The following is a 17,954-nucleotide window of genomic DNA, read 5'->3' as shown; positions in this document are numbered from 1 at the left end:
TGCACGGTCTGCGTGTGCGCTTCATCAGACCTTGGGCTGAAGCCGCGGGGCGCAACGCCCGGTATGTCTTTCGCAGAGAGGGCGCGGTGCCCATGACAGAAGGATCCAAGAGATGAGTGATTCAGGCGATCGTTACAGATTTGATTTCTCGGCCGATGGACTGACCGTGTTGCGCGCCTATGAACAGGATGACGACGGCACCTATGACCGGGACGACCTTGATCCGGGCGAAAGCTATACGCTTTATGGCAATGCGATCCTGCATGTCGAAGGCAGCGGTTCGGATGCGGAATGGGGCATCTACGTGCAGGAACCGGGGGCCACTACCTGGATCGAGGCTGTGGATGGCCATGGCACCCTCGACCCGACCCTGATCCCCAGCATCCTGTCGCGTCTGGGTGTCGATGACGGCGAAGATGATGACGACGATGAGGAGGAGGACGAAGACGAAGACGATGATGGCGGCATCATCGGGGGTGATCGCTATCGCATCGTGTTTGACGACAGCGGGGCCGTATCGCAACTGTGGGAGATCAAGGACAACGGGCGCGAAGAGCGTGAGTGGATTTCGCCCGACGAAACCTACAGCCATATTGGCGATTACGTGGTGAAGACCGAACGCGAAGACGGCGGCCAGGAATGGGAAATCTATCGGCTTGATGCCGCCAGCGGTCTGTTCGTCGAGGTTGCCGACGGTCGTGGCACGATCACCCTGACCGAAGCCGCTTTGGCAAGTCTTGTCGCCGCTGAAGATGGGATCGCCGAAGACCCGGAAAACGATGACGACGACCGCTTTGAAGGCTCGGAAGACGATGACGACTTCTTGGGCGGCAGCGATGATGACGGCGATGATGTCTACATGGGCGGCGCCGGTGTCGATCAGGTGACTTTCAGTGGCACCGCGGCCGTGACGGTCAACCTGGGTTTGTCACAGTTCCAGAATTCGGGCCGCGGCTATGACCGCTTCGTCGATATCGAGGAAATCCGTGCCGCCAATGGACGTGACCGTCTGGTCGGCGATTCCGATGACAACCGTTTTGACTGCGTGGCGGGTGATGACAGCGCCAGTGGCGGCAGTGGCGACGATACCGTCAATGGTGGTGCGGGCAATGACCAGATCGCAGGCGGTGTGGGCGATGACAGCGTTGTTGGTGGCCTCGGCAATGATCAGGGCAATGGCGGTGACGGGGCCGATGATCTTTTTGGCAATGAGGGCGCAGACACGCTGAACGGCGGGCAGGGGAATGATGATCTGCGCGGCGGCGCCGGATCGGATGATCTGTTCGGCGGGGCAGGGGGCGATACGATCACGGGCGGTGCGGGGGCTGATGACCTGACCGGCGGCGGTGGCGCGGATGTGTTCGATTTCAATACGGCCGGCGAAATCGGCCGCTCGACCGCGCATGACATCGTGATGGATTTCACCCGCGGCGTCGATCACCTTGACTTCAGCGCCTTCGATTTTGATTTCATCCGCTCGGATCGCTTCAGCGCCGACGACATGGCCGAGCTGCGCTTCACCCGGACCGACACCGGCATCCGTCTGATCGGTGATGTGAACGGGGATGGGGTGGCCGATTTCGCGCTCGAGGTAAACAGCGTAAGCCGCATCAGCGAAGATGATCTGATGCTCTGACCCCAGACGACAGACATGAAAGGCCGGGCAGTCCACCCGGCCTTTTTTCTTGGGCTCTGGCCAAAGCAAAAGGCCCCGGGTTGCACCCGGGGCCTTTGCAGTTTCTTCATCCGACAGGATCAGTGGGCGTGGCCCTTGTCCCAGTCTTCCCGCTTCGGCAGCTGCTCGAAAGTATGCTCCGGCGGCGGGCAGGGCAGCGTCCATTCCAGCGTGTCGGCATATTCGTTCCAGTAGTTCTTCTCGGTCACGCGCTTGCCTGCGAACAGGGTGTAGAACACGATGAAGATGAACAGAACGAACGAGGCGAAGGCCAGGAAGGCGCCATAGGACGAGATCTTGTTCCAGTAGGCAAAGGCTTCCGGATAGTCGATGTACCGGCGCGGCATGCCCTGACGGCCCAGGAAGTGCTGCGGGAAGAAGGTCAGGTTGGCCCCGATGAACATCATCCAGAAGTGCAGCTTGCCCAGGAATTCCGGGTATTGACGGCCCGACATCTTGCCGATCCAGAAATAGACCCCGGAGAAGATGCAGAAGGCAGCGCCCAGCGACATGGTGTAGTGGAAGTGCGCCACGACATAGTAGGTGTCATGGTAGGCGCGGTCGATGCCAGCCTGGCTGAGGACGATCCCGGTCACGCCACCGATGGTGAAGAGGAACAGGAAGCCCAGCGAGAAGAGCATCGGGGTCTTGAACTCGATCGAACCGCCCCACATCGTCGCGATCCACGAGAAGATCTTGATCCCGGTCGGCACCGCGATGACCATGGTGGCGGTCATGAAGTAAGCCTGCTGGGTCAGCGACATGCCGACGGTGTACATGTGGTGCGCCCAGACGACGAAGCCCAGAACACCGATACCGACCATCGCATAGACCATCGGCAGATAGCCGAAGATCGGCTTGCGCGAGAAGGTCGCGATGACCTGCGAGGCAATCCCGAAGCCCGGCACGATCACGATATACACTTCCGGGTGGCCGAAGAACCACAGGATGTGCTGATAGAGGATCGGGTCACCGCCGCCCGAGGGCTGGAAGAAGGTGGTGCCGAAGTTGCGGTCGGTCAGCAGCATGGTGATGGCGCCGGCCAGAACCGGCAGCGACAGCAGGATCAGCCATGCGGTCACGAACACCGACCAGGCGAACAGCGGAACCTTGTGCATGGTCATGCCAGGCGCGCGCATGTTCAGGAAGGTGGTGATGATGTTGATCGCACCCAGGATCGACGAGGCACCCGACAGGTGAACCGCGAAGATCGCGAGGTCCATCGCGTATCCGCCTTCCGAGGTCGAGAGCGGCGGGTACAGCACCCAGCCCACGCCCGCGCCGAGCTGGTCATTGCCACCCGGCGAGAAGACCGAGGCCACGGCCAGCGAGGTGCCGGCGACATAGAGCCAGAACGACAGGTTATTCAGGCGCGGGAAGGCCATGTCCGGCGCGCCGATCTGCAGCGGCATGAAGTAGTTGCCGAAACCGCCGAACAGCGCCGGGATGACCACGAAGAACATCATCAGCACGCCATGGGCGGTGATCGAAACGTTCCAGAGGTGGCCGTTCGGCGTGCAGGCCTGTGCCGCATCGGCAAACAGGCGTGCGCCTTCCAGGCACATGTGCTGCACACCCGGCTCCATGAGCTCAAGGCGCATGAAGACGGTGAACATCACCGAGAGCAGACCGGTCAGGCCCGCGATGAAAAGGTAAAGGATCCCGATGTCCTTGTGGTTCGTCGACATGAACCAGCGGGTAAAGAACCCGCGAGTGTCATGGTCGTGGCCATGAATGGCTGCGTCGGCCATTGGCGCCTCCCGTTGCGTTGCTCGAACAGGGCGGCCGGGAGGGAATCCCGCCGCCTGATGCCCCCGTTCTAGAGCGGGGAGCCTTCGGCGGCAATGCAGACTTTGATCCAGATCAAAAAACCTGGGGGGGTGCGCAAGGGATCTGCGTCAGTTTGTCGCGGCTTGCGGGGCCGACTGCGCAGCAATTTGCGCGAAAGGCTGCGCCGGGTCGGCGGACCGACCCGGCCGGGGTCATGTCACTGTTTGACCGAGGCGAGATAAGCGGCCATGTCCTCGCCGCCCTTGGCGAGCTTGAAGGTCATCTTCGATTTGGCGGCCGGATCGCCCAGCTGCTCTTGCAGCCATTTGCTCGGATCGGCGAGATAGGCGGCCAGCGAGGCCTCATCCCAGATCACACCCTTGGCGCCGACGGCCACCGTCGCGTCGCCGTATTTGAAATCGGCGACACCGCCGACAGCGCGGCCCACCACGCCATAAAGGTTCGGGCCGGTCTTGCCGCCCTTCTGGATGGCGGTGCCGTCATCGGCGATGATCGAATGGCAGGCTTTGCACTTCTTGAAATCCGCCTCGCCCTTTGCGGCATCACCGGCGAACGCGGGGGCGGCGATGGCAAGCGTGGCAAGGACGGTTGCGGTCAGGGAAAGCTTCATGGTCGTGTCCTTCGTTGGCGTCTGGCTGCGTTGGTCTGCCCGAGGGCGCTGGCCGGGGTTTGCACCCCGCCCCGTCTTCTGACTTAGCGGCCTACGGGCGACTCGGCTATTAGACAATGAGACAGGCTGTCGCTGCCATGCTTGATTTATGTCAAGCAGCCGGATCGGCGGAAACCGCACAGGAGGCCGGTTCTTCCCAGACGCGGTCGAAAGTCGCCATCAGGGCTGCGTCCAGATCGGCCATCGTGACCGGCAGGCCCAGATCGACCAGGCTGGTGACACCGTGGTCGCGGATGCCGCAGGGCACGATGCCGGAAAAATGCGACAGATCGGGTTCCACATTGATGGAAATCCCATGAAAGCTGACCCATTTGCGGATCTTGATCCCGATGGCGGCGATCTTGTCCTCGGTCAGGCTGCCGTCGGGCAGGCGAGGCTTGTCGGGGCGCTGCACCCAGACGCCGACACGCCCGTCGCGGATTTCGCCGGTCACGTTGAATTCGGCCAGCGCGGCGATGACCCATTTTTCCAGCTTGCGGACAAAACAGCGCACATCGCCGCCCCGGCGCTTCACGTCGAGCATGACATAGATGATGCGCTGGCCGGGGCCGTGATAGGTATATTGCCCACCACGCCCGACGGCGAAAACGGGAAAGCGGTCAGGCTCCACCAGATCTTCGATGCGGGCCGAGGTGCCTGCCGTATAAAGTGGCGGGTGTTCCAGCAGCCAGATCGCCTCATCGGCGGTGCCTGCGGCGATGGCGGCGGCGCGGGCCTCCATCGCGGCCAGTGTTTCGGCATAGGGGCTGTGCCCGTCCAGATGCACCCATTCGACCATCACGATCCCCTTTATTTTCTCGCATTCAGGCCCTGTCATGCTAGGCTGGACAGGATTTTTCAACGCCTTTTCAGGAGTCGTGCCATGAAAGCCATGACCGTCGCAACATCCTGCGCGCTGTCGGCCGCGCTTGCATTTACCCCCGCCGCCCCCGTGCGTGCCGATGCCGGTGATGCCATCGCGGGAGCCATTGTCGGTGGGCTGATCGGCCATGCGATTGCCAAGGACCAGCAGCGCCGCAAGGCCACGACCCAGCAGCAACAATCCGCACCGCGCAAAACCAGCGGCATTTCCGCCGCGCAGCGCGAACAGAACCGCGAGGTGCAAACCGCGCTCAACCATTTCGGGTATGATGTGGGCACGCCGGACGGGGCGCTGGGGCCGAAGTCGCGATCGGCCATTTCCTCTTATCAGGCGACGCTGGGCTATCCGCCCTCGGGGCAGCTGACGGATTATGAACGCACGATCCTTGTGACGGCCTATCATCGCGCGGTGGCGGGTGGCCCTGCGGTGATGCAGATCGTTGGCAATAGTCCAATGGGGATGCGGGCGCTGCTTCTGGCGCAGCGCGATGAAATGGCAGGGGTGCCGGGGCAGGCTGCGGCCTCGACCTCGGGGGCTGCGGCCCCCGCAGCGGCGGCTGGCGCGGCGCTGCCTGCACTTGTGGCCGAACCTGCTCCGGCTGCCCCGGCGGCGCCGACGGCGTTGCCGTCCTTCGGGGGGGCGCTCGTTTCGCTCAGTTCGCATTGCAATACGGTCGCGCTGAAGACCAATGCCAATGGCGGCTATGCCACCCTCGCTGCGATGCCGGATCCGGCGCAGGCGCTGTCAGAGCAATTCTGCCTGTCGCGCGCCGCCGCGATCCAGCAGGGGGAGGAAATGGCCCGCGCCGTGCCCGGCGTGACGCCGACGCAGGTCGCTGAACAGTGCAAGGCCTTTGGTCCGGTGCTGAAGGAACATGTCTCGGCCGTGTCGCTTCGCCCTGCGCCGGACGTGCTGGCCGGGGTGCAGCAGTTCATCGCTGGCAGCGGCATGTCCCCGGCGCAGCTCTCGGGTACTGCGAAGATCTGCCTCGGCGTGGGCTATGCAACCGATGACATGGATGTGGCGCTGGGGTCTGCGCTGGTGCTGACCGCGCTGGGAGAGACGGGTTATGCCGCGCTGCCCGGGCATCACCTGGCCGATGGTATCGGGGCCACGCGGCGCCCGGACCTGGCGCTTGGCTGGTTCGAACAGGGGCAGGGGGCCGTTTCGGGCCTTCCGGGGGCAACGCCCGGTCAGGCTGATCTGGTCCGCAAGGCCGTCTTTGTCATCAACGGTCGCAGCGAGGCTGCGCCTTCGGCCTTGCCGGTTCTGGCCCCTGCCGCGCCGGAGGTGGTGGTCGAGGCCGCGCCTGCGGCCGCCGCGCCTGCGGCTGTGGCTGCCGAAGCCCCGGCGATGAACCCTGCCGTGGCAGGCCAGGCCGTATCGGCCCTGACGGCCTTGCCCCGATTGATGCTGGGCAACTGACCTTTGGTCACTTGTCGCCGGATCGGTGTCGTTTTCTTACCGGTTCGGCGGCGGGCTACCGGAACAAATTTTTTGCGCGAAGGCCCAGAATCCCCTTTTCATCGGTTCGGGCCTTCGTTAAACACCCTCTCACCAAGCCAGAACATGCGGTTGTGGCGGAATTGGTAGACGCGCAGCGTTGAGGTCGCTGTGGGGTAACACCCGTGAAGGTTCGAGTCCTTTCAACCGCACCATCCCTTCGGGGAAGCAAAAAACGCCGCGCCTTCGGGTCGCGGCGTTTTGCTTTTGCGCTCTGCAGTTTCGGTGCCGTCTATCCGGCCTCCGACCGATCAGTTGCAAATTGCGACAATCCGGCGGGGCCGGGACGGGGCAGGCCGGGATACAACCTCCGGGCTTCGTGGGGGCGGTGGCTTTGGCATACCACTGATTTGCCTGCAAAATGATCGCCGCTCCATGTTGGCGCTATCATTTTGGGCGCTGGCCAGGCGGTGTCGGGGAGGATTCGGTGCCGCTGCCTGATTCTTTGGCTGTCGTCTTTCGTGACGCATTCGTCGTGAAACGGTGGGCATGTCGCGAAATCGCCGCTATGGGGCGTTTCTATGTCGTTTTATTTCCTATCAGTCGTCGCGGACGCAACGAATATGAAGGGCATCACATGGCCGTTGCAAAGGGCCGGAGCATCCGCTTAAGTCGGATCAAGACAAGTGCAGGAACACCTGCCGTAACACGGGGAGACCGGGGTGACGACAGCAGCCCGCAACGACAATTTTGTCGTTTTCGATCACGTTCAGAAAAGCTACGACGGGGTGTCCCTCGTTGTGAAGGACCTCAACCTCAACATTGCCAAGGGTGAATTCCTGACGATGCTTGGGCCGTCGGGTTCCGGCAAGACCACCTGCCTGATGATGCTGGCAGGGTTCGAGACGGCCACCCACGGCGAGATCCGCCTTGATGGCCGGAACATCAACCTCGTGCCGCCGCACAAGCGTGGCATCGGGATGGTTTTCCAGAACTACGCTCTGTTCCCGCACATGACGGTCGGCGAAAACCTCGCCTTCCCGCTGGAAGTGCGGGGCATGGGCAAGTCCGAGCGTGAAGCCAAGATCAAACGCGCACTGGACATGGTTCAGATGGGCAGCTTCATCAACCGCCGCCCGGCGCAGCTTTCGGGCGGCCAGCAGCAGCGGATCGCCCTTGCGCGTGCGCTGGTGTTCGATCCGGCGCTTGTCCTCATGGACGAACCGCTGGGTGCGCTGGACAAGCAGCTGCGCGAACACATGCAGTTCGAAATCAAGCACCTGCATGAAACGCTGGGCATCACCGTAGTTTACGTGACGCATGATCAGGGTGAAGCCCTGACGATGTCGGATCGTGTGGCCGTGTTCAACGATGGCAAGATCCAGCAGCTCGCACCGCCGGCCGATCTCTACGAACGCCCCGACAACAGCTTTGTCGCGCAGTTCATCGGTGAGAACAACAAGCTGCCGGGTATCATCGAGGAGCTGTCGGGTGACAAGGCGCTGGTGCGTCTGGCCACCGGCGAGCTGATCGACGCGACCCCGGTGAACGTGACGCAGAAGGGGCAAAAGACCCTTGTGTCGATCCGCCCCGAACGCGTTGAATTCAAACCCGAGATGATGCCCGCCGGTGCCCACACCATCGACGCCACCGTGCTCGAGGTCATCTACATGGGCGATATCCTGCGCGTCGTTCTGCGTGTGGCGGGCAGCGATGATTTCGTGATGAAGATGCGTAACACCCTGGGGCAGACCAAGCTGTCGCCCGGCCAGCACATCAATGTCGGCTGGCACCCGCAGGACGCGCGCGCGCTCGACCCGATGTGATAGAATTCCTGGCGCGGCCCTTCCCGGGTCGCGTCGGGTTGCCGCAAGGACGCGGCCAAAATACGTCCATTAATCGAACCAAAATCGAACCAGCAACCGGGAGCACCCAGAATGAAGAAAATTCTTGCCCTCACCACCGCGATGACGGTCGTGGCTTTCGCCGCTTCGGCGGAAACCACCCTGACCGTCATGTCCTGGGGTGGTGCCTATGGCGAGGCGCAGACCGAAGGTCACGTCAAGCCCTTCATCGCCAAGACCGGCATCAACACCGTGATGACCGACGCTGACAATCCGGCCCCGGTGATCAAGAGCCAGGTGGAAGCCGGCAACGTGACCATCGACGTGGCTTCGGTTGAATATGCCGACGCGATCCGCCTCTGCGACGAAGGCCTGCTGGAGCCGATCGACGCAGCCGCGCTGCCCGCCGGCGCCGACGGCACCCCCGCCGCCGACGACTTCCTGCCCGGCGCCGTGACCGAATGCGGCGTCTCGACCGACGTCTGGGCCAACGTCTTCGCCTATGACAGCTCCAAATTCCCGGAAGGCCCGACCACCGCGGCCGATTTCTTCGATCTGGAGAAATTCCCCGGCAAGCGCGGCCTTCGCAAGGGCGCCAAAGCCGTTCTGGAACTGGCCCTGATGGGTGACGGCGTCCCGGCTGCCGAGGTCTATGACCTGCTCTCGACCCCGGAAGGTCTGGATCGTGCCTTCGCCAAGCTCGACACCATCAAGAAGGACGTGATCTGGTGGGAAGCTGGTGCGCAGGCCCCGCAGCTGCTGGCTGACGGCGAAGTTGCCATGACCACCGCCTACAATGGCCGTATCTTCGCGGCGGCGATCAACGAAGGCAAACCCTTCCAGATCGTGTGGGATGGCCAGATCTACGAAAACGAAATGTATGTCGTGCCGAAGGGCGCGCCAAACAAAGACACGGCGATGCAGTTCATCCAATTCGCCACCTCGACCGAAGGTCTGCGCGGTCAGGCCCAGCACATCTCCTATGGTCCGTCGCGCAAGTCGGCCATGAAGGAAGAGCTGATCTTCAAGGACGGCAAGACCGTCATGGCGCCGCACCTGCCGACCTCGCCGGACAACATGAAGAATGCTCTGCTGACCTCGGCAGACTTCTGGGTTGACCACGACGCAGAGCTGAACGAGCGTTTCAACGCCTGGCTCGCTGCCAACTGATGGCACTCCGGGCCGGAGTCTGATCACTCCGGCCCGTTTCCCCTTGTCCTGCCTGACCGCGCCTCAGCCTTTTACAAGGACTGACGATGACCGATATTTCCTCGTCCCTGACCACTGCAGACGGGCGCCCGCTGAAGGCTGCCCTGGCCGCCGCACAAGCGCGGGCCCGCCGCAAGGCCTTTCTGCTTGTCGCCCCGCTGCTGCTTTTTGTGGTGGTGACCTTCATCCTGCCCATCGGCCAGATGCTCCAGCGGTCCGTCTATCATGACGGCTTCTCGAAAGCCGCGCCGAACCTGTCCCAATGGTTTTCGGCCAATCCCGAAGGCACCGTGCCCGATGAGGCGGCCTATGCCGCACTGGTGGCCGATCTTGTCCAGATGAAGAAGGACAAGACCGTGGGCGAGGCGGGTACCCGCATCAACTACACCCTGCCGGGTACGCGTTCGCTGTTCACCTCGGCGGCCCGCAAATCCGAGTCGCTTCAGCCGCCCTACAAAGAGGCGATGATTGCGCTGGATGCCGAATGGGGCAAAGCCGAGCTGTGGGGGGCCATGCGCTCCTCCGCCTCTCCCTGGACCTCGGACTTCTACCTGATCGCCACCGACCGCAAGCGCGACAGCGATGGCAGCGTCGTGATGGTGCCGGAAAACCAGCGGATCTACATCTGGCTCTTTGCCAAGACCTTCATCCTGTCTGGCGTGATCACGTTCGTCTGCCTGCTGCTGGCGTTCCCGATCGCCCACCTGCTTGCCACGCTGCCGATGTCGAAATCGAACCTGCTGATGATCCTGGTGCTCTTGCCCTTCTGGACATCGCTTCTGGTGCGGACGACGTCATGGATCGTGCTGTTGCAGGGGCAGGGGGTTGTGAACAACGTCCTCGTGTCTCTGGGCCTGATCGGAGACGATGGCCGGATTGCGATGATCTATAACCAGACCGGCACAATCATCGTCATGACACATATCCTGCTGCCCTTCATGGTGCTGCCGCTCTATTCGGTCATGCGCACGATCAAGCCGAGCTATGCCCGTGCGGCCCGCAGCCTTGGCGCGACCAGCTGGACCACCTTCCGTCGCATCTATCTGCCGCAGACCCTGCCGGGGATGGGCGCCGGTGCGCTGCTCGTGTTCATCCTTGCCGTCGGCTACTACATCACGCCGGCGCTGGTTGGGGGCGCGGATGGCCAGCTGATCTCGAACCTGATCCAGTTCCACATGTCGAAGTCGAACTGGTCTCTGGCGGCTGCCCTCTCGGGGATGCTGCTGGTCGGGGTGCTGCTGCTCTACTGGCTCTATGACCGCCTCGTCGGCATCGACAAGCTGAAGCTGGGCTGAGGCGTTCGCGCCTCCCTTCCGCCCGATCCTTCCAATCCCCTTGAACTTTCCGGCCTGCCCGGGGGATGCGTCCCCCGGCAATCCGGAAGAAGGAGACCCAGATGGCCCTTCCCGTCTATGCCGATCCGCTTGAGCGCATCTGGTATTACACCTATCACGCGATCTGTGTGGCGATCTTCCTGTTCCTGATTGCCCCCATCCTGATCGTCATCCCGCTCAGCTTCAACGCAGAGCCCTATTTCACCTTCACGCAGAAGATGCTGACGCTCGATCCCGAAGGGTATTCGTTGCGCTGGTATGATCTGCTGCTGACCTTCGGGATGGCCGCGCCTGACGTGCCGCGCGACAGCAGCTGGTGGGCCGATGCCTGGGCCAATGCCCATTGGGTGAAGGCCGCCAAGAACTCGGTCGTCATCGGGTTCTGGTCGACCATCGTGGCCACCGTGCTGGGCACGCTGGCTGCCCTGGGTCTGGCCCGCAACGAAATGCCCTATCGTCGCGTCATCATGGCGGTTCTGATTTCGCCCATGATCGTGCCGATCATCATCATCGCCACCGGCCTGTTCTTCTTCTACTCGAACCCCTGCTCGGTGATCGGGATGGAGTGCGGCCGTCTGACCTCGACCTATACCGGGGTGGTGCTGGCCCACGCGACGCTGGGGATTCCCTTCGTGATCATCACCGTGACGGCCACGCTGATCGGCTTTGACCAGTCGCTGAGCCGCGCCGCCGCCAGCCTTGGCGCCTCGCCGCAGCGCACGTTCTTCAAGATCATGCTGCCGCTGATCCTGCCGGGTGTGGTGTCGGGTGCGCTGTTTGCCTTCGTGACCTCGTTCGACGAAGTCGTGGCCGTGCTTTTCATCGCCGGCCCCGAACAGCAGACCATTCCGCGCCAGATGTGGAACGGCATCCGGGAATCGATCAGCCCGGCGATCCTGTCGGTGGCGACGATCCTCGTGATCATCTCGATCCTCTTGCTGGCGACAGTCGAACTGCTGCGCCGCCGGTCGGAGCGGATCCGCGGTGTGACGCCGCAGTGATCCCCTCTTCGGGAATGTCTGACCTGCAAACGGGGGCCTCGCGGCCCCCGTTTTCATGCCAGACCGGGGGGCACGGGCCTGTGGCCCGTGCGGGCGCCTGCGGCGCTCTTGCGTTCCGGGGCAGGGGGGGTATGGTCGCGGTCCTCTCTTTCGAACGGAAGCCCCATGATTCAAGATGCAGTTCGCCGCATTCCCCTTGTCATCGCGCGTGAGATCGGTGCGCAGGCCCAGCAGGTGGCCGCTGCGATCGAACTTCTGGATGGCGGGGCCACGGTGCCCTTCGTCGCGCGCTATCGCAAAGAGGTGACGGGCGGCCTCGATGATACGCAGCTTCGCACGCTGGCCGATCGGCTGACCTACCTGCGCGAAATGGAAGCCCGGCGCGCGGCGATCTTCAGCTCGATCACCGAGCAGGGGAAGATGACCGATGATCTGGCGGCAGCCATTGCCAAGGCGGATACCAAGGCCACGCTGGAAGACATCTATCTGCCCTACAAGCCCAAGCGCCGGACCCGGGCGATGATTGCGCGGGAAAACGGCCTTGGCTCGCTGGCGGAAGGCATTCTCGCTGACCGCTGCGCTGATCCGGCCGTGCTCGCCGCCGGTTTCCTGAATGAGGCGGTTCCGGATGTGAAGGCGGCGCTTGAGGGCGCGCGTGACATCGTCGCCGAAAGTCTGGCCGAGAACGCCGATCTGCTGGGTCGGCTGCGCGCCCATATGAAGCAGGTTGGGCAAATCGTGGCGGCCGTGGTGGCGGGGAAAGAGACTGACGGCGCGAAATTCTCGGACTATTTCGCCCATCGCGAGGGCTGGGAAAAGGCCCCGTCGCACCGCGTTCTGGCCATGCTGCGCGGGCGGAATGAGGGGATCCTGACACTTGATCTGGAGGTCGATGCCGATGCCCCCCGCGGCCAGTCCCCGGCCGAGCGGATGTGTGGCGCGGCCCTGCAAGCCGCTGGCGCCACCCCTGGCGACCAATGGCTGCGCGAGGCCGCAAGCTGGGCCTGGCGGGTGAAGCTCAAGACCTCGCTCACCCTCGATCTGATGGCAGAGCTGCGCGACCGCGCCGAGGCCGAAGCCATCCATGTCTTTGCCCGGAACCTGAAGGACCTGCTGCTGGCCGCGCCCGCAGGCGGCAAGGCGACGATGGGCCTTGATCCGGGCATCCGGACAGGCGTGAAGGTCGCGGTGGTGGATGCGACGGGCAAGGTTTTGGCCACCGATACCGTCTACCCCTTCCAGCCCAAGAACGACCTGCGCGGTGCACAGGTGGCCCTGGCCCAGCTGATCGCCAAACATGGCGTGAAGCTGATCGCCATCGGCAATGGCACCGCCAGCCGTGAGACGGAAAAGATGGTGGCCGATCTTCTGGCGCATCTGCCCGGCGAAAAGCCGGTGAAGGTGGTGGTGAGCGAGGCCGGTGCTTCGGTCTACTCGGCCTCTGAACTGGCGGCCAAGGAATTCCCGCAGCTGGATGTCAGCCTGCGCGGCGCCGTCTCCATCGCGCGCCGCCTGCAGGACCCGCTGGCGGAACTGGTGAAGATTGAACCGAAGTCGATCGGTGTGGGCCAGTATCAGCATGATGTCGATCAGCATCGCCTGGGCCGCAGCCTTGAAGCGGTGGTGGAAGACGCGGTGAACGCCGTTGGGGTGGACCTGAACACGGCCTCCGCCCCGCTTCTGGCCCGCGTGTCGGGCGTCGGCCCCAGCTTGGCCGAGGCCATCGTCAGCCACCGCGACGCCAACGGCCCCTTCCAGACCCGGCGCGAGCTTCTGAAGGTTGCGCGCTTGGGGCCCAAGGCCTTCGAACAGGCGGCGGGTTTCCTGCGGATCACCGGCGGGAAAGAACCGCTCGACGCCTCATCGGTTCATCCCGAAGCCTACGATGTCGCGCGCAAGATCGTCGCGGCCTGCGGACGCGACATCCGCAGCCTGATGGGCGACAGCGCCGCCCTGAAACGGCTGAACCCGCGCGATTTCATCGACGACCGCTTCGGCCTGCCGACGGTGCAGGACATTCTGGCGGAACTCGAAAAACCCGGCCGCGACCCGCGCCCGAGCTTCCGCACCGCGACCTTTGCCGAGGGGGTGGAAGACATCAAGGACCTGAAGGTCGGCATGATGCTGGAAGGCACCGTCACCAATGTTGCGGCTTTCGGCGCCTTCGTCGATATCGGTGTGCATCAGGACGGGCTCATCCATGTGAGCCAGCTTGCCGACCGGTTCGTGAAAGACCCTCATGAGGTGGTGAAGGCGGGTGACGTCGTGAAGGTCCGCGTGGTCGAGGTGGATGCCCCGCGCAAGCGCATCGGCCTGACGATGCGGAAAGACAGCGCCGATGCACGCGAGGCCGCACGCGACCGCTCCGCAGAGCGCGGAGCACAACCACCTCGCCCGGGAAAACAAGGCGCGGCTCCCCGCTCGGCTTCGCCGCAATCGTCCAACAGCGGCAATGCCTTCGCCGACGCGCTGCGAGGCAAGTTCGGCAAATAAGAGGGGGGGCTTTCCGCCCCCTCTGAGCCTGCGGCTCATTCACCCCCGAGGATATTTGAGGACAGAAAATTCAAGAAAGGTGATCTGCCCTCATTTTCTGTCTGAAAATATCCTCGGGGGAAGGCCCCATCAGGGGCCGCGGGGGCAGACAGCCCCCGCCTTTTCAGGTTGCTGACCCACCGACGGTGAGGCCGCCGATCAGCAATGACGGCTGCCCCACGCCCACTGGTACCCATTGTCCGGCCTTGCCGCAGTTTCCGATGCCGGGATCGAGCCGCAGGTCGTTGCCGATGGCGCGAATGTTGCGCAGTGCGGTGGCGCCATCGCCGATCAATGTTGCGCCTTTGACCGGGGCACCGATCTTGCCGTTCTGGACGCGATAGGCCTCGGTGCAGCTGAAGACGAATTTCCCGTTGGTGATGTCGACCTGACCGCCGCCGAAGCCCACGGCGTAGATGCCGTCCCTGAGGTCCGCGACCATGGCGGCGGGGTCTTCGGTACCGGCGAGCATATAGGTATTGGTCATGCGCGGCATCGGAATATGGGCAAAGCTTTCGCGCCGTCCGTTCCCGGTGCTTTCGGTGCCCATGAGCCGTGCATTCTGGCGATCCTGCATATAGCCCACGAGGATGCCATCCTCGATCAGCACGGTGCGGTTCGAGGGGGTGCCCTCGTCATCCACGCTGATCGAGCCGCGGCGATCGGGCAGGGTGCCGTCGTCCAGTACGGTGACGCCGGGGGCGGCGATGCGCTGGCCCATCAGGCCCGCGAAGGCCGAAGTGCCTTTGCGGTTGAAATCGCCCTCGAGCCCATGGCCGATGGCCTCATGGAGCAGGATCCCGGGCCAGCCGGGGCCAAGGACGATGTCCATCATGCCGGCGGGGGCGGGGACGGCGTCGAGGTTCACCAGCGCCACGCGCAGCGCCTCACGCGCCGTGTCCTGCCAATGTGCGGGGTCGAGAAGGGTCCGCAGGCCAAAGCGACCGCCGCCGCCGTGGCCCCCGCTTTCCCGCCGTCCGTTCTGTTCGACGATGACCGAGATATTGAGGCGGGCCATCGGGCGGACATCGCGCAGGCGCAGGCCTTCGGGGCGCAGGATTTCAATCTCTTGCAGCCCCGCGCTGATCGTCGCGGAGACCTGGACCACGCGGGGGTCGAGCGCGCGGGTGAAGGCGTCAATCTCGCGCAGGGCGTCGATCTTGCCGGCAAAGCTTGCGTCCAGCATCGGGTCCGCGTCGCTGTAAAGGCGCGTGTTGGTGCCGCGCGGGGCTTCGGCGAGGGTGCCGCCGCCATCCCCCACGGCAAGGCGGGCGGTTTCCGCGGCGCGGCGGAGCGCCTGTTCCGAAATCTCGGTCGAATGGGCATATCCGGCGACCTCGCCCCGCACCGCGCGCATGCCGAAGCCTTCGGAGGCGTCATAAGAGGCTGTTTTCACGCGACCGTCGTCGAGCACAAGCGCCTCTGACCGGCGGCGTTCGAGGAACAGTTCGCCGTCATCCGCGCCTGCGACAGCCTGTCGCAGGGTGGCCAGCGCCTTGCCCTCATCCAGAAGATTGTCGAACGGGCGGAAGGCTGTGTCAGTCATGAAACGTCCTTGATCTCGATCAAATGGCGGCGGATTGTCGCACGGTTTTGCTTGTCGTAGCCTGCCTAATATGTTTTCAACGGCAGAAGAAACAACGGGATTCTGCCCGCAACTCGGGCATGGTCGAATGGCGGACAACAAGCCGCACACGAACGGGATGAGAGACATGCGATTCATCAAGACCCTTTCCGGGCTCGTTTTGGGGATGGCGGCAGCTCCGGCGCTTGCTCAGGATCTGCCGGTCATCGGCAAGCCCAAGGATGGCGTTTACGGCTTCCAGCCGGCGGCGACTGAACTTGCGCGTGAGCTGCAGGGCCTCGACCACATGCTGCTGTACATCATCACGGCGATCGTGCTGTTCGTGACGGCGCTGATGATCTACAGCTTTGTGCGCTTCAACCGCCGCGCCAATCCGAAGCCGGCGACCTTCACCCACAACACCCCGATCGAGATCGCATGGACACTGGTCCCGATCGTGATCCTGGTCTTCATCGGCGCCTTCTCGCTGCCGGTGCTGTTCAAGCAGCAAGAGATCCCGGAAGCCGACCTCACCATCAAGGTGACGGGCTACCAGTGGTACTGGGGCTATGAATATGTGGGCGAGGACGTGGCTTTTGACAGCTTCAAGCTCGAGCGCGACCAGCTGGCCCAGTACGGCTATGATGACAGCGATTATCTGCTGGCCACCGACACCGCCGTGGTTGTTCCGGTTGGCAAGACGGTCGTGATGCAAGTCACCGGTGCCGACGTGATCCACTCCTGGACCATCCCGGCCTTCGGCGTGAAGCAGGACGCCGTCCCCGGTCGTCTGGCGCAGCTGTGGTTCAAGGCGGAAACGGAAGGCGTGTTCTTCGGTCAATGCTCGGAACTTTGCGGCAAGGATCACGCTTATATGCCGATCACCGTCAAGGTCGTGTCCGAGGCCAAATATGCCGAATGGCTGGCCAAGGCCAAAGGTGGCGACGTGCAACTGTCGTCGATCGCTCCGGCCCAGCCGGTGCAGGTCGCGGCGAGCAACTGATCGCCGATATCTGAAGGGCAGGTGCGGGCGGCCGATCTGGACAAGAGCGGCCGCCCGGGCCCACCGAGGGAACGGAAATGAGCGACATTCATGCAAATGGCGATGTGATCGGGGCCCAGACCGGCGAGGCGGGCTTTGGTGACTATGTGGCGCTGCTCAAGCCGCGCGTCATGTCGCTGGTGGTGTTCACGGCCATGGTGGGGCTGCTGGTCGCGCCGGTTTCCGTGCACCCCTTCGTGACCTTTACGTGCGTGTTGTTCATTGCGCTGGGGGGCGGTGCCTCGGGTGCGTTGAATATGTGGTGGGATGCCGACATCGATCAGGTGATGCGCCGCACCAAGGGGCGCCCGATCCCCGCCGGCCGCATCCAGCGCGGTGAGGCGCTGGGGCTGGGTCTTGCCCTGTCGGGTCTGTCGGTCATCATGCTGGCGCTGGCGGCAAATATCCTTGCCGGGGCGCTGCTGGCCTTCACCATCTTTTTCTACGTCGTGATCTATTCGATCTGGCTCAAGCGGTCGACGCCGCAGAACATCGTGATCGGCGGCGCGGCAGGGGCGTTTCCTCCCATGATCGGCTGGGTCTGTGCGACCGGCTCGATCTCGGTCGAGGCGGTATTGATGTTCCTGCTGATCTTCATGTGGACGCCGCCGCATTTCTGGGCGCTGGCCCTGTTCATGAACAGTGACTATGAAAAGGCCGGGGTGCCGATGCTGACCGTCACCCATGGCAAGCGCGTGACGCGCAACCATGTGCTGGCCTATACCATCGCGCTGGTGCCCTTCGCGCTGGCGGCGGGGTTCACATCGATCGGCGGGCCGGTTTACCTTGCGGTGTCGGTGCTGCTGAATGCGGGCTTCCTTTGGGGTGCTTGGCGCATCTGGACCCGGAATGAGATCACGGCTGAGGCCGATGGCTATGCCACCGAAAAGGCCGTGTTCAAATTCTCGCTCCTCTATCTTTTCCTGCATTTCACCGCCTTCCTCGTGGAAGCGGCGCTGAAATCCTATGGCCTTGGGGGCTGGTGAC

Annotated in this window: 13 protein-coding genes and 1 tRNA gene; 10 read left to right on the top strand and 4 right to left on the bottom strand. The window is 63.4% G+C overall.

Annotation, left to right across the window (positions count from 1 at the left end):
* Positions 1-112 precede the first annotated feature (112 nt).
* Positions 113-1,636 carry a calcium-binding protein gene (locus tag IE101_RS04130; protein ID WP_189632503.1) on the top strand — a complete coding sequence of 508 codons (1,524 nt, stop codon included), beginning with the start codon at positions 113-115 and terminating at the stop codon, positions 1,634-1,636.
* A gap of 119 nt (positions 1,637-1,755) precedes the next feature.
* Here the strand turns inward: IE101_RS04130 and IE101_RS04125 are convergent, their stop codons facing one another.
* The 3 genes from IE101_RS04125 to lipB form a co-directional block, all read right to left on the bottom strand.
* Positions 1,756-3,426 carry a cytochrome c oxidase subunit I gene (locus tag IE101_RS04125; protein ID WP_189632502.1) on the bottom strand — a complete coding sequence of 557 codons (1,671 nt, stop codon included), beginning with the start codon at positions 3,424-3,426 and terminating at the stop codon, positions 1,756-1,758.
* A gap of 236 nt (positions 3,427-3,662) precedes the next feature.
* The gene (locus IE101_RS04120) at positions 3,663-4,076 is read right to left on the bottom strand and encodes a c-type cytochrome (protein ID WP_189632501.1); all 414 of its coding nucleotides are present in this window, start codon (positions 4,074-4,076) and stop codon (positions 3,663-3,665) included.
* Positions 4,077-4,227: 151 nt separating this feature from the next.
* Positions 4,228-4,914, bottom strand: coding sequence for a lipoyl(octanoyl) transferase LipB (gene lipB, locus IE101_RS04115; RefSeq protein ID WP_189632500.1), 687 nt, complete (start codon positions 4,912-4,914; stop codon positions 4,228-4,230).
* An 84-nt stretch (positions 4,915-4,998) separates the two neighbouring features.
* On the opposite strand from lipB, the gene IE101_RS04110 reads away from it, so the two are divergent.
* The 7 genes from IE101_RS04110 (at position 4,999) to IE101_RS04080 (ending at position 14,322) form a co-directional block, all read left to right on the top strand.
* On the top strand, positions 4,999-6,423 hold the full coding sequence (locus IE101_RS04110) for a peptidoglycan-binding domain-containing protein (protein ID WP_189632499.1): 1,425 nt from the start codon (positions 4,999-5,001) through the stop codon (positions 6,421-6,423).
* A gap of 146 nt (positions 6,424-6,569) precedes the next feature.
* A tRNA-Leu gene (locus IE101_RS04105) sits at positions 6,570-6,656 on the top strand.
* Positions 6,657-7,163: 507 nt separating this feature from the next.
* A complete protein-coding gene (locus IE101_RS04100; RefSeq protein WP_189632498.1) occupies positions 7,164-8,267 on the top strand; it encodes an ABC transporter ATP-binding protein in 1,104 nt (367 codons plus the stop codon).
* A gap of 111 nt (positions 8,268-8,378) precedes the next feature.
* On the top strand, positions 8,379-9,455 hold the full coding sequence (locus IE101_RS04095; protein WP_189632497.1) for an ABC transporter substrate-binding protein: 1,077 nt from the start codon (positions 8,379-8,381) through the stop codon (positions 9,453-9,455).
* 86 nt (positions 9,456-9,541) lie between these two features.
* Positions 9,542-10,789 carry an ABC transporter permease gene (locus IE101_RS04090; protein ID WP_189632496.1) on the top strand — a complete coding sequence of 416 codons (1,248 nt, stop codon included), beginning with the start codon at positions 9,542-9,544 and terminating at the stop codon, positions 10,787-10,789.
* A 101-nt stretch (positions 10,790-10,890) separates the two neighbouring features.
* Entirely contained in the window at positions 10,891-11,829 is a 939-nt protein-coding gene (locus tag IE101_RS04085; RefSeq protein ID WP_189632495.1) for an ABC transporter permease, read from the top strand.
* 165 nt (positions 11,830-11,994) lie between these two features.
* Complete coding sequence (locus IE101_RS04080; protein ID WP_189632494.1) at positions 11,995-14,322, top strand: Tex family protein; 2,328 nt, start codon at positions 11,995-11,997, stop codon at positions 14,320-14,322.
* Between the two features lie 163 nt (positions 14,323-14,485).
* On the opposite strand, the gene tldD is transcribed toward IE101_RS04080, so the two are convergent.
* Entirely contained in the window at positions 14,486-15,907 is a 1,422-nt protein-coding gene (tldD, locus tag IE101_RS04075) for a metalloprotease TldD (RefSeq protein WP_189632493.1), read from the bottom strand.
* 166 nt (positions 15,908-16,073) lie between these two features.
* On the opposite strand from tldD, the gene coxB reads away from it, so the two are divergent.
* Complete coding sequence (gene coxB / locus IE101_RS04070; protein ID WP_189632492.1) at positions 16,074-16,928, top strand: cytochrome c oxidase subunit II; 855 nt, start codon at positions 16,074-16,076, stop codon at positions 16,926-16,928.
* Positions 16,929-17,005: 77 nt separating this feature from the next.
* Complete coding sequence (gene cyoE, locus IE101_RS04065; RefSeq protein WP_189632491.1) at positions 17,006-17,953, top strand: heme o synthase; 948 nt, start codon at positions 17,006-17,008, stop codon at positions 17,951-17,953.
* The last annotated feature ends 1 nt before the right edge of the window (position 17,954 follow it).

It is taken from the genome of Gemmobacter lanyuensis, from assembly GCF_014652355.1.
Classification (GTDB): domain Bacteria; phylum Pseudomonadota; class Alphaproteobacteria; order Rhodobacterales; family Rhodobacteraceae; genus Gemmobacter; species Gemmobacter lanyuensis.
Note: the sequence above shows the minus strand (reverse complement) of the source record. Positions and strands in the feature narration are given on the sequence as shown.